This is a genomic window from Prescottella soli, from assembly GCF_040024445.1.
Classification (GTDB): domain Bacteria; phylum Actinomycetota; class Actinomycetes; order Mycobacteriales; family Mycobacteriaceae; genus Prescottella; species Prescottella soli.
On the sequence record NZ_CP157276.1, the window covers coordinates 5,049,254 to 5,062,061 of the forward strand.

Consider the following 12,808-nt stretch of genomic DNA (forward strand, 5'->3'; position numbering starts at 1 on the left):
TTGTTCAGCACCGTTGTTCAGAGAGCACCGCTGTCCACCGAGCGCACCGCTGTCCACCGTGAACGACGAAGGCCGGACCCGTTCGAACGGGTCCGGCCTTCGCCGATAGCTGAGACGTCAGCGAATCACGCCGAGGCGCCGGTCTTGTTCAGCAGATCGAGCGCGATGTCGACGATCATGTCCTCCTGCCCGCCGACGAGGGCGCGCTTGCCGACCTCGAGCAGGATGGTGCGGGCGTCGAGGCCGTAGTCCTTGGCCGCCTTCTCGGCGTGGCGCAGGAAGCTCGAGTACACGCCGGCGTAGCCGAGGGTCAGGGTCTCGCGGTCGACGCGGACCGGGCGATCCTGCAGCGGACGGACGATGTCGTCGGCCGCATCCATCAGCTTGAACACGTCGCAGCCGTGCTCCCAGCCGTACAGGTCGGCGACGCCGATGAACGCCTCGATGGGGCAGTTGCCGGCACCGGCGCCCTGGCCCGCCAGGGACGCGTCGACGCGGTACACGCCGTTCTCGACGGCGACGACACTGTTGGCCACCGACAGCGACAGGTTCTCGTGCGCGTGGATACCGATCTGGGTGTCGGCGTCGAGCACGTCCCGGTAGGCCTTGATGCGGGCGCGGACGTCGTCCATCGTCAGGCGTCCGCCCGAGTCGGTGACGTACACGCAGTGCGCGCCGTACGACTCCATGAGCTTGGCCTGCTGGGCCAGCAGCTCCGGCGGGGCCATGTGGCTCATCATGAGGAAGCCGGACACGTCCATGCCGAGCTCGCGGGCCTTCGCGATGTGCTGCGCGGAGACGTCGGCCTCGGTGCAGTGAGTGGCGATACGGATCGACTTCACACCCAGCTTGTGGGCGTGCTCGAGCTCCTCGATGGTGCCGATACCCGGCAGCAGCAGCGTCGTGAGCTTCGCGTTCTTCACGACGTCGGCGGCGGCCTCGATCCACTCCCAGTCGGTGTTCGAGCCGGGTCCGTAGTTGAGCGAGCCGCCGGCGATGCCGTCACCGTGCGAGACCTCGATGGCGTCGACGCCGGCCTCGTCGACCGCCTTCGCGATCCGGGCCACGTTCTCCGGGGTCATCCGGTGCCGGACGGCGTGCATGCCGTCGCGCAGGGTGACGTCCTGGATGTAGATCTTGGTGGACACGCTCAGACCTCCGCGGGGGTGTTGGTGCGCGCGGCGATCAGGCGGCGCGCGATGGACTCGGCGGTGCGCTGGGCGGCCGAGGTCATGATGTCGAGGTTGCCGGCGTACGCGGGCAGGTAGTCGGCCGCGCCCTCGACCTCGAGGAACACGGTGACCTTGGTGGTGACCGGGCCTGCGCCCTCGGGCAGCAGGGTGTGGACCGGCTCGTCGGCGGCGACCGGCGTGAACTGGACCTCCTGCTTGAGGCGGTAGCCGGGCACGTACTCGGCGACCCGGGCGGCCATTTCCTTGACGGAGGCGCGGATGGCCTCGTGGTCGGCGTCGCCGATGAGCGCGAGGACCGTGTCGCGCATGAGCATGGGCGGCTCGGCCGGGTTCAGGATGATGATGGCCTTGCCGCGGCCGGCGCCGCCGACCTGCTGGATGGCGTTGGACGTGGTCTCGGTGAACTCGTCGATGTTGGCGCGGGTTCCGGGGCCGGCCGACTTCGAGGAGATCGAGGCGACGATCTCGGCGTAGGGGACCGGGGTGACGGCGGAGATGGCGGCGACCATCGGGATGGTGGCCTGACCACCGCAGGTGACCATGTTGAGGTTGTCGAGATCCTCGTCGAGGTGCTCCTCGAGGTTCACCGGCGGCACCACGAACGGGCCGATCGCGGCCGGGGTGAGGTCGATGATCTTCTTGCCGAACGGCGCGAGCTTCTCGCAGTTGGCGACATGCGCCTTGGCGGACGTCGCGTCGAGGACGATGTCGATCTGGTCGAAGCCGTCGAGCGCGATGAGGCCGTCGACACCCTCCGACGTGGTGGGCACGCCGAGGCGCTCCGCGCGGGCGAGGCCGTCGGACGTGGGATCGATGCCGACCATGGCACCCATCTCGAGCACGTCGGACTTGTTCAGGACCTTGATCATCAGGTCGGTGCCGATGTTGCCCGGCCCGATGATGGCGACCCGAATCTTCTTCGAATCAGCGTTGTTCGTCACGATTGTCACGATTCCTTCCGGGAGAAAACTGCGGTCACGGAGCCGAGGGTGGACAGCTCGGCGCGGATGGTCACCCCGGGCGCGGCGGGAACCATGGGGCCCAACGCCCCGGAGAGCACGACCTGGCCGGCGCGGAGCGGCTCGCCGTACTCACGGGCGGTGCGGGCGAGCCACTGCAGCGCGATCAGCGGATCGCCCAGGCAGGCTTCGCCGTTGCCCTCGGAGACGAGCTCGTCGTCGGCGTACATCTTCATCACGACGTCCTTGGGCTCGAACTCGTCGAGCGTCACCCAGTTGTCGCCGAGCACGTACAGGCCCGAGGAGGCGTTGTCGGCGACGGTGTCGGTGATGAGGATCTTCCAGTTCTCGATGCGGCTGTCGACCAGCTCGAGCGCCGCGACGGCGCCGGTGACGGCGGCGCGGATCTGGTCCAGATCGAGATCGCCCTCGGCGAGATCGGCGCCGAGGCGGAACGCCACCTCGGCCTCGGCCTTGGGCTGGAGCATCCGCTCGGTCGGCACCTCGGGCAGGTCGGAGACGTCCATGTCGGCGAACAGGACGCCGAAGTCGGGCTGGTCGACGCCGAGCTGGGTCTGCACGGCCAGCGAGGTCGCGCCGATCTTGCGGCCGACCACGACGGCGCCGTCTGCGATCTGCCAGTCGATCAGCTTCTGCTGAACCTGGTAGGCGACGCCGATGTCGGAGGGACCGATGAGGTCGTTGATCGGTGCGCAGGCGACGCCGGTCTTGGCTGCGGTTGCCAGTCGCGTCGCCGCCTGGGTGATCGCCTCTTCGGAGATCGTGGGTGCGGTGTCAGGCATGGATGTCCTTGTCGTGGGATGTGCTTGTAAGGACTGTGCGGGATGGTCCTCGTCCAGGGCGAGCATTCAGTTTCGCTGAGCGAAACTTACCTGCTGAGGCCTAGTCCTGCCGCAAGTTGTCCCGCCGAGCGAGAGTCGCCGCGATACCCGCGGCGGCGGCGCGAACCTGGTTCGCGTGAGCCTCGGGACGGAAGCGGGTGGCCGGCCCCGTCACGCTGACGCCGGCGAGTGGTCGGTCGTCGGCGTCGAGGATCGCCGCCGCGGCGCACACGATGCCGACGGCCGACTCCTCGTACTCGTACGACACCCCGGTCTCGGCGATGGTCTCGAGCTGCCGGGCCAGCAGCCCGGGTGTGGTGATGGTTCGCGGCGTCCGGCGGGGGAGCGGTCCCTTGAGGGTCTGGACCTTCAGCTCGTTCGGCGCGTGCGCGAGCATCACCTTGCCGATCGCGGTGCAGTACAACGGCATCCGGCCGCCGATCCGTGAAGGCGACGGGGCCTGACCGTGTCCGCCGATCTTGGCGACGTACACGACCTCGTCGCCCTCGAGGACGCCCAGATGCACCGTTTCGCGGGTGCGCTCGCGGAGATCCTCGAGGAACGGGGTGGCCACCTCGATCAGGCCGCGTTCCACCGAGGCCCGCATGCCCAGCTCGAACAGGTGACGGCCGAGGCGATACCCGGACGGGGAACGGTCGATCAGCCGGGTCTCGACCAGTTCGGCGAGGAGGCGGTGCAGTGTGGTCTTGTTCAGGCCGGTGCGGCGGACGAGCTCGGTGAAGCCCACCCAGTGGTCGTCGGCGGTGAAGGCGTCGAGCGCGATGACCACCTTGCCCAGCACGGTGTTCGGGATCTGCCGGTCGGAAGACGAGGACGGGTCGGTCATGGGCTCACGGGGCGCGCAGCAGCGCGATCGAGAGGGACGTCAGTTCGTTCTCGAGTGACTCGAGCTCGACGGCGGTGCCGGTCGTGGCCTCGCGCTCCCACGACGCCATCCCGGACACCACGAATCGGGCCATGAGCGCGACGCGGCGGGCGCGCAGGCTTTCGTCGATGTGGGTGAGTTCGGCGCCGATGTCCGCGAGCAGTTCCTTGAGCATGTTCATGCCGCCGACCCGCGGATACCTGGGATCGTCGGGCACCAGGGACGTCGGCCGGGTGACGAAGTCCATGTGCACGCCGGTCAGCCACTGCTCGTTGAACCGTGCCCAGTAGGACGGCTCGTGCGCCGCGACCTCGGCGACGAAGGGGTGGACGTACGCGCCGACGAGTGCGGCGAGCCGGTCCGGGGTGTCGGCGTCGATCGCGTCGAGCATGCCGGCGCGCACCGAGTTGACGTTGCCGATGTGCGCCAGCCACACCGCCTCGAGGAGTCCGTTCCACGACCCGAAGTGGTAGGTGATGGCCGAATTGTTCCGCTGCCCAGCGGTTCTCACGATCTCCCTGGCCGAGACTCCGTGCAGTCCGCGCTCGGCGATGAGGCGCTCGGCAACGTGGAGGATCGTGTCGCGACCGTTGGGGGAGTTCATGTCGGCAAGGGTACTGAATGCGCTATGTTCATCGACCTGAGACATGTATCTTAATTTTCGGAGGTGTTCAGGTGTTCTCGCTGAAAGACAACGGCCGTACCCGGCGCGCGGGGATCTTCACCGCCGTCGCGGCCACGACGGTCGCGTTGGTGGCCGCGGGCTGCGGCAACGGTGAGTCGGAGAAGGGCGAGGCGGCCGTCGCGCTCCGTCCCGGTCAGCTGCTGTCCAGCCAGGAACTGCGCGGTGCGCCGGTCCTGCCGAGCGCCGGGCGCAGCGAGGTCATCACGTACGCGTCGCAGAACGCGCAGGGTGACCCGGTCGTCGTGTCCGGCACTGTGTCGATTCCCCGGACATCCGCGCCCGAGGGCGGGTGGCCGGTGATCAGCTGGGCGCACGGCACGACCGGCGTCTCGGACATCTGCGCGCCGTCGAACGACGCCGCGGACGGACCGGCCCACGATTACCTCGGCGGGGTCGATCTCACGCTGGACCGGTACGTCGCGGACGGCTACGTCGTGGTGCAGACGGACTACGTCGGCCTGGGCACGCCGGGCGGCCACCCGTACATGGACGGCGGAACGGAGGCGAACGCGGTGGTCGACATCGTGCGCGCGAGCCGGGCGCTCGACGATTCGATCGGCGACCAGTGGTACGCGATGGGGCACAGCCAGGGCGGTCATGCGGCGTTGTTCACGGCGGCGCAGGGCGCCGCGCGCGCACCCGAACTCGACCTCCGTGGCGCGGTCGCGATCGCGCCGGGCAACGACACGAGTGCCACGCCGCAGTACCTCGCGGCCGGAACGCCGGAAGTTGCTCCCGCGCTCGCGTTCCTGCCGCTGATCCTGCTGGGCGCCGAGGCGGCCGACCCGTCGATCGACGCCGATTCGTACGTCACCCCGGAGTCGAAGCCGCTGCTCACCGCCGCCCGCAACGGGTGCGTCGCGCAGATCCGCGACGTGATCGGATCCGTCCCGGTCGACAAGGCGTTCGCGCCCGGCGCCGACATCGACAAGCTCGTGACCTACCTGAAGGAGCAGGCGCCCGGACAGCTGACGCTGACGGTCCCGACGCTGGTGCTGCAGGGCACCGCCGACGCGCTCATCGCCGAGCCCGGCAGCAGGGCCCTGGTGCAGTCGCTGTGCAGCAACGGGTCCGACGTCGCCTACAAAACGTACGACGGCGCCGATCACCGGTCCGCGGTGCCGCAGTCGTTCGACGACGCCGAACACTTCTTCCGCACGTTGCAGTCGGGGGAGAAGCCTGCCGGGACCTGCTAGAACGGTCCGAGCGGCGCATCACGTCTTGATGCGCTGCTCCCCGGCATAGACGTTCATGGTCTCGCCGCGGAGGAATCCGACGAGCGTCATGCCGCGGTCGCGGGCCAGATCGACGGCGAGCGACGACGGCGCGGACACCGCTGCGAGGACCGGAATCCCGGCCATCGCGGCCTTCTGCGCCAACTCGAACGATGCCCGGCCGCTGACGACGAGGACCGCGTCGGACAGCGGTATCCGGCGCTGGGGGAGCGCCCAGCCGAGCGCCTTGTCGACCGCGTTGTGTCGCCCGACGTCCTCGCGCAGTGCGAGCAGCGCGCCGTCGGCGGTGAACAACCCGGCCGCGTGGAGGCCGCCGGTCGCGTCGAACACCCGCTGGCTGTTCCGCAGGGTCTCCGGCATCGACGACAGTGCCGCCGCGGTGACCTCGAGGGTGCTGTCGGCGAGGGAGAAGCGGCTGCGGACCGCGACCTCGTCGAGCGACGCCTTGCCGCACACCCCGCACGCCGACGTCGTCAGGAACTCACGCCGTCCGCGATTGCCCGGATCGGGCACGCCGGCGGCGAGTTCGACGTCGAGGACGTTGTAGGTGTTCGCGCCGTCGTCGTCGACGCCGTTGCAGTAGCGGACGACCGTGACGTCCTCGGGTTCGCGGATGATCCCCTCGGTCAGCAGAAAGCCGTGGACCAGGTCGACGTCGTTGCCCGGGGTACGCATCGTGACGGTGAGGGAGCGTCCGCCCAGCCGGATCTCGAGCGGTTCCTCCACGGCCAGGGCGTCCGGGCGGCGGCGGGTGCCGTCCGGGGTGATCCGCAGGACGGGGCGGCGGGCGGTGACCCGGCCCATCAGTGCTCCTCGGTCGGTTCCAGCCGGACGACGACCGCCTTCGATACCGGTGTGTTCGACTTGGCGGCAACGTGATCGAGTGGCACGAGCGGATTCGTCTCCGGGTAGTAGGCGGCGGCGTTGCCCCGGGGGGTGTTGTACTCGACCACTCGGAAGCCGTGGACCCGACGCTCCTCGACGCTGCCGTCGGCGGTGCTCCACTCGGACACGACGTCGACGAGTTGGCCGTCACGCAGGCCCAGATCCGCGATGTCGGCGGCACTCACGAACACCACCTTGCGGCCGTTCTTGACGCCGCGATAGCGGTCGTCGAGGCCGTAGATCGTGGTGTTGTACTGGTCGTGGCTGCGCAGCGTCTGCAGGATCAACCGGCCGGGCGGGGTCGGCACCCACTCGAGCTGGTTGACCGCGAAGTTGGCCTTGCCGGTGTGGGTGCGGAACTCGCGCGAGTCGCGCGGCGGATGCGGCAGCTGGAAGCCGTCGGGCCGGCGGACGCGTTCGTTGTAGTTCTCGCAGCCGGGCACGACGCGCGAGATCGAGTCCCGGATCAGGTCGTAGTCGCCCTCGAACGTGGTCCACGGCACCGGATGGCCGCTGCCGAGCAGCTGCTGCGCCAGCTGGCACACGATCGCGACCTCACTGCGCAGGTGCGGGCTGACCGGCGTCAGTCGACCGCGCGACAGATGCACCATCGACATCGAATCCTCCACCGACACCAGCTGTTTGCCGGTCGCCTGGACGTCGAGGTCGGTGCGGCCGAGGGTGGGGAGGATGAGCGCGGTGCGACCGTGCACGACGTGGCTGCGGTTGAGTTTCGTCGAGACCTGCACCGTCAGTTCACAGTTGCGGAGCGCCTGTTCGGTGGTCGCGGTGTCGGGGGTCGCGGACACGAAGTTCCCGCCCATCGCCATGAACACGCGGGCGCGCCCGTCGCGCATCGCGCGGATCGCGTCGACGGTGTCCCACCCGTGTCGGCGGGGACTCTCGATGGAGAACTCGGTGTCGAGGGCGGCGAGGAACTCTTCGGGCATCTTCTCCCAGATGCCCATCGTCCGGTCGCCCTGGACGTTGGAGTGGCCACGGACCGGGCACACGCCCGCGCCAGGTTTGCCGATCATGCCCCGCATGAGCAGCAGGTTCACCGCCTCCTGGATGGTCGCGACGGCGTGGGCCTGCTGCGTCAGGCCCATCGCCCAACACGTGACGGTCCGCTCCGACTCGATCAGGGCGCGGGCGGTGTCCTCGAGTTGCCGCATCGTCAGGCCGGTGGCCGCCACGACGGTGTCGAGATCGACCCCGCGTACGTGCGCGGCGTATTCGTCGAAGCCCGCGCAGTGCGCGTCGACGAAGGCGCGGTCGACGACGGTGCCCGGTGCGCGGTCCTCGGCTTCGAGCAGCAGCCGGCCCAGTCCCTGGAACAGCGCCATGTCGCCGCCGAGCCGGATCTGCAGGAACTCGTCGGCGATCTGGATCCCGCCGCCGACGACGCCGTGGACCTTCTGGGGGTCCTTGAAGCGGCGCAACCCGGCCTCGGGGAGCGGATTGATCGCGATGATCCGCGCTCCGTTGGCCTTCGCCTTCTCGAGCGTCGAGAGCATCCGCGGGTGGTTGGTGCCCGGGTTCTGGCCCGCGATCAGGATCAGGTCGGCGTGCTCGAGATCGGGCACGGACACCGATCCCTTGCCGATGCCGATGGCCTCGGTGAGCGCGCTGCCCGACGACTCGTGGCACATGTTCGAGCAGTCCGGCATGTTGTTGGTGCCGAAGCTGCGAATCATCAACTGGTACAGGAACGCAGCCTCGTTGCTGGTCCGTCCGGACGTGTAGAAGACGGCCTCGTCGGGAGTCTGGAGTTCGCGTAGGTGGTCGGCGATCAGTCGGTAGGCGTCGCCCCAGTCGATGGGTTCGTAGTGGTCGCCGCCCGGGCGCACCACCATGGGATGCGTGAGCCGGCCCTGCTGGCCCAGCCAGTAGTCGGTGTGGCCGGCCAGTTCCGAGGTCGGATGCGCCGCGAAGAACTCCGGCGTCACGGTCCGCAGTGTGGCCTCCTCGGCGACAGCCTTGGCGCCGTTCTCGCAGAACTCGGCGGGCTTGCGGTGACCGGGGGTCTCGGGCCACGCGCAGCCGGGGCAGTCGAACCCGTGCCGCTGGTTGAGGCGCGTGAGCGTGCGGGCAGTGCGCGCGACGCCCATCTGCTCGACGGCCCGCTCGAGGGACACGAGCACGGCCGGAACCCCGGCCGCGTAGTCCTTGGCGTGGGTGACGACGAGGCCGTTCTCGTCGATGTCTTCGCGGGGACCCTGACGTGTCATGAACCCATACTGGCCCGGCTCGGACGGGTACGCACGGTGCGACGCACCGAACGTCCCGGTAAAGTCGGCTAGCCTTACCTACTCTGGGTTAGCCTTACCTTCCCTGTACGACGTCACCACGAACGAAGGGTCCTGACGATGGGTGATCTCCAGTCGCGAGCCGGCGAACTCTCACGCCGCGGGTTCCTGATCGGCAGTGCGGGCGCGCTGCTGGCCTTCGCGGCCGCATGCAGCAGCGACTCGGGCGCCGGCGGGTCGGGAGGGGGCGGCGCGACGATCGCGCACAAGTACGGAGCGACCACCGTGCCCGCCGAGGCCCAGCGGGTGGTGAGCGTCGGATACAACGACCAGGACGCCCTGCTCGCGCTCGGTGCGGTGCCGGTCGGCGTCTTCGACTGGTACGGCGACTATCCGAACGCCGTGTGGCCGTGGGCGCAGCGCCTGCTCGGCGACGCGCAGCCCGCGATCGTCGGCAGCGCGAACACCGGAATCGACGTCGAGAAGGTGGCCGCGGCGGGCCCGGACCTGATCGTCAGCACCTACTCGGGCCTGACCCAGAGTCAGTACGACAAGCTCGCGGCGCTCGCACCGACCGTCGCGCAGCCGGCCGGCGTCGCGGACTACGGGGTGCGCTGGCAGGACCAGACGGCCATCCTCGGTGAGGCGCTCGGCAAGCAGGACCGCGCCGCGGAACTGGTGTCGGGCGTGCAGAAGCAGTTCGCCGACACCGCGGCGGCCAACCCGACCTTCGCCGGCAAGACGGTGCTGGTGGGCGCGCTCAAGGGCCCCGGCCAGTTCGGTGTCTACGGCCCCGCGGATCCCAAGGTGCGCTTCTTCACCGAGCTCGGCTTCGTGAATCCGCCTGTCGCCGAACAGCTCCGGACCACCAACTTCGCCGAGATCAGTACCGAGCAGCTCTCGCTCGCGGACGTGGACCTGCTCGTCTGGTACGCCGGGGGCGGGTTCGGGGACAAGCTTCGGGCCGAGCTCGACAAGACCCCCGTCTACCAGACGCTCGACGCCGTCAAGGACGGTCGCACGATCATCCTCGAGGACGACGCCGCCGAGGCCATGACGTGGAGCACGGTGCTGAGCCTGCCGTACGCGTTGCAGCAGATCCCGCCGCGCATCGCGCCGCTTCTGTCCTGATCGGTCGGTACCCTCGCGGCATGGGAGTTGTCGTGCGACCAGTGACCCGATCGGACATCCCGGCGCTCTCGCGGGCGCTCGCGGAGGCCTTCGACGACGACCCCGTGATGTGCTGGATTCTGCCGGACGCCGCGAAGCGGCCGGCACGGCTGGCGCGGATGTTCGCCGCCGAGATCCGCTACCACCACCTTGCCGGCGGCGGAGCGGAGTTGGCGGAGTCGGATGCCGGTGTCGTCGTCGGTGGGGCGCTGTGGGATCCGCCGGGACGGTGGAAGCAGTCGCCGCTGAGCTCGTACCTGAGCCTGCCGATGTTCGCGTTCGCACTGGGCCGGCAGATGCGGGTGGGTGCCGAGGTCGAGCAGGCGCTCGAGTCCGTGCATCCGACCGAGCCGCACTGGTACCTGGCGACCATCGGCACCTCCGCCGCGGGGCGCGGCGGCGGGTACGGGAAGGCGCTGTTGAACTCGCGGTTGTCGCGGTGCGACGCCGAGCGGACACCCGCCTACCTCGAATCGAGCAAGGAAGCGAACATCCCCTACTACGAGCGGTTCGGGTTCGAGGTCACCGGCGAGGCCGTGATTCCGAACGGCGGCCCGACGCTGTGGCAGATGTGGCGCAACCCGCGCTGAACGGGCTCCCGCCCGGTGCGTGACGCCGGTCATGGCCGATGACCACGTGGTACCAATCAGGGGTGACCTCGAGCCAGCAGCCCCCCGCCACGCCGTTCCACGATCTCGACGACTACCTGGCACTGCCGCGGCTGTCCGGGCTCGAGCTGTCGCCGGACGGCACACGATTGGTCGTCACACAGGCGACGCTCGACGACACCGGCACCAAGTACGCGTCGGCGGTGTGGGAACTGGACCCCGCCGGGGAGCGGCCCGCTCGGCGGTTGACGTGGGGGACGAAGGGCGAGTCCGGGGCCGCGTTCACCGCCGTAGGCGATGTGCTGTTCACCGCGTCCCGCCCCGCGCCGGACGAGTCGGACGACGCCCCGAACTCGCTGTGGCGGCTGCCGGCGGGCGGCGGTGAGGCCTCCCGGGTGGCCGTGCGGGGTGGGGGGATCTCCGGCGTGCGGGCAGCGCGGTCGGCGCCGCACATGGTCGTGTCCACAGGCGTGCTCGGCGCGTCCGGCACCGCCGAGGACGACGAGCGGATCCGCGGCGACCGCAAGGACAAGAAGGTCAAGGCGATCCTGCACACCGGATACCCGGTGCGGTACTGGGACCACGACCTCGGCCCCGACGTCCCCCACCTGCTGTCCGGCGCCACCGACACCGACAGCGGGACCGGGGAGATCGAGCTCGACGACCTGACGCCGGCGCCGGGCGGCGCGCTCCGGGACGCCGACTACGACCTCGCGGCCGACGGATCGTTCGTCGTCACCACGTGGATCGTGCCCGGTGTCCTCGGCACCCGCCGGACCGTCCTGGCGCGGATCGACACCGCGACGGGGGAGCGGACCGTGCTCGTCGACGACGACGCGGCGGACATGATGCGTCCCGCGATCGCGCCCGACGGCACCAGCGTCGTGTACCTGCGCGAGGCGTACGGCGATCCCGAGCAGGCGCCGCGAATCACCTTGCACCGCTACACCTTCGACAAGGGCGCTGTCGAGGATCTCGCGCCCGGGTGGGATCGCTGGCCCACCGCCGTCGCGTGGCTGCCCGGCGGCGACGGACTGCTGCTCACGGCCGACGACCACGGCCGCGGCCCGGTCTTCGTGCTGCGCGGGGACCAGCCTGCTGCCCTCACCACCGACGACGCGGCCTACACCGACCTGCGCGTCGCGCCCGACGGTGCGGCGGTCTACGCGCTCCGGGCGTCGTATGCGCAGCCGCCGCGGCCGGTGCGGATCGCGCTCACCGGGGACGACGCCGGCACCGTCACGGACCTGCGCGCCCCGTCGGAGTCGCCGCAGCTGCCGGGCCGGCTCACCGAGGTCGTCGGGCAGGCGGCCGACGGCACCCCGTTGCGCGCGTGGCTGGCGCTGCCGGACTCCGCGTCCGCCGAGGCGCCGGCGCCGCTGCTGCTGTGGGTGCACGGTGGCCCCCTCGGTTCGTGGAACACGTGGTCGTGGCGGTGGAATCCGTGGCTGCTCGTCGCGAAGGGGTACGCGGTGCTGCTGCCCGATCCGGCGCTGTCGACCGGGTACGGCCAGGACTTCGTCCAGCGCGGGTGGGGCCAGTGGGGCAAGGCGCCCTACACGGATCTGATGGCGATCACCGACGCGGCCGTCGCGCTGGCGGAGGTCGACGCGAAGCGCACCGCCGCGATGGGCGGATCGTTCGGTGGCTACATGGCGAACTGGATCGCCGGGCACACCGACCGGTTCCAGGCGATCGTCACGCACGCGAGCCTGTGGGCGCTCGACCAGTTCGCCCCGACCACCGACGCCGCCTGGTACTGGGCGCGCGAGATGACACCCGAGATGGCGTTCGAGAACTCGCCGCACCTGTACGTCGCCGACATCGTCACCCCGATGCTGGTCATCCACGGGGACAAGGACTACCGCGTGCCGATCGGCGAGGGCCTGCGCCTGTGGTACGAACTGCTGTCGGAGTCGGGGCTGCCCGCCGACGCCGACGGCAAGACCGACCACCGCTTCCTGTACTTCCCCGACGAGAACCACTGGGTGCTCAGCCCGCAGCACACCAAGGTCTGGTACCAGGTCGTCGAGTCGTTCCTGGCCGAGCACGTTCTCGACGAGGACGTCCCGCTGCCCGACGTCCTCGGCTCCTGA

At 69.9% G+C, this 12,808-nt stretch carries 11 protein-coding genes; 4 read left to right on the plus strand and 7 right to left on the minus strand.

The window, feature by feature from the left end:
• Nucleotides 1–125: 125 nt before the first annotated feature.
• From dmpG to ABI214_RS23500, 5 genes are all read right to left on the minus strand, one after another.
• Nucleotides 126–1,154 carry a 4-hydroxy-2-oxovalerate aldolase gene (dmpG, locus tag ABI214_RS23480; protein WP_408586526.1) on the minus strand — a complete coding sequence of 343 codons (1,029 nt, stop codon included), beginning with the start codon at nt 1,152–1,154 and terminating at the stop codon, nt 126–128.
• On the minus strand, nt 1,151–2,143 hold the full coding sequence (locus ABI214_RS23485; RefSeq protein WP_348604829.1) for an acetaldehyde dehydrogenase (acetylating): 993 nt from the start codon (nt 2,141–2,143) through the stop codon (nt 1,151–1,153). The genes dmpG and ABI214_RS23485 overlap by 4 nt, the downstream gene beginning before the upstream one ends.
• Nucleotides 2,140–2,955, minus strand: a complete 816-nt coding sequence (locus ABI214_RS23490) for a 2-keto-4-pentenoate hydratase (protein ID WP_348604830.1) — start codon at nt 2,953–2,955, stop codon at nt 2,140–2,142. Before ABI214_RS23490 ends, ABI214_RS23485 begins: the two co-directional genes overlap by 4 nt.
• 100 nt (nt 2,956–3,055) lie before the next feature.
• The gene (locus ABI214_RS23495) at nt 3,056–3,841 is read right to left on the minus strand and encodes an IclR family transcriptional regulator (RefSeq protein ID WP_348604831.1); all 786 of its coding nucleotides are present in this window, start codon (nt 3,839–3,841) and stop codon (nt 3,056–3,058) included.
• Nucleotides 3,842–3,845: 4 nt separating this feature from the next.
• Nucleotides 3,846–4,484 (minus strand): TetR/AcrR family transcriptional regulator, encoded by a 639-nt coding sequence (locus ABI214_RS23500; protein ID WP_348604832.1) that lies wholly within the window; start codon nt 4,482–4,484, stop codon nt 3,846–3,848.
• Nucleotides 4,485–4,555: 71 nt separating this feature from the next.
• Here ABI214_RS23500 and ABI214_RS23505 point away from each other — a divergent pair, with 71 nt between their 5' ends.
• Nucleotides 4,556–5,761 carry an alpha/beta hydrolase family protein gene (locus tag ABI214_RS23505; RefSeq protein ID WP_348604833.1) on the plus strand — a complete coding sequence of 402 codons (1,206 nt, stop codon included), beginning with the start codon at nt 4,556–4,558 and terminating at the stop codon, nt 5,759–5,761.
• Nucleotides 5,762–5,779: 18 nt separating this feature from the next.
• Here ABI214_RS23505 and fdhD read toward each other — a convergent pair whose 3' ends face one another.
• Together fdhD and ABI214_RS23515 are read right to left on the minus strand one after the other, a co-directional pair.
• Entirely contained in the window at nt 5,780–6,604 is an 825-nt protein-coding gene (fdhD, locus tag ABI214_RS23510; protein ID WP_348604834.1) for a formate dehydrogenase accessory sulfurtransferase FdhD, read from the minus strand.
• A complete protein-coding gene (locus tag ABI214_RS23515; RefSeq protein WP_348604835.1) occupies nt 6,604–8,916 on the minus strand; it encodes an FdhF/YdeP family oxidoreductase in 2,313 nt (770 codons plus the stop codon). The genes fdhD and ABI214_RS23515 overlap by 1 nt, the downstream gene beginning before the upstream one ends.
• Nucleotides 8,917–9,054: 138 nt before the next feature.
• Between ABI214_RS23515 and ABI214_RS23520 the strand changes: the two genes are divergently transcribed.
• From ABI214_RS23520 to ABI214_RS23530, 3 genes are all read left to right on the plus strand, one after another.
• Nucleotides 9,055–10,065 (plus strand): iron-siderophore ABC transporter substrate-binding protein, encoded by a 1,011-nt coding sequence (locus ABI214_RS23520; RefSeq protein WP_348604836.1) that lies wholly within the window; start codon nt 9,055–9,057, stop codon nt 10,063–10,065.
• 20 nt (nt 10,066–10,085) lie between these two features.
• Nucleotides 10,086–10,694, plus strand: coding sequence for a GNAT family N-acetyltransferase (locus ABI214_RS23525; RefSeq protein WP_348604837.1), 609 nt, complete (start codon nt 10,086–10,088; stop codon nt 10,692–10,694).
• 62 nt (nt 10,695–10,756) lie between these two features.
• Entirely contained in the window at nt 10,757–12,808 is a 2,052-nt protein-coding gene (locus ABI214_RS23530; protein ID WP_348604838.1) for a S9 family peptidase, read from the plus strand.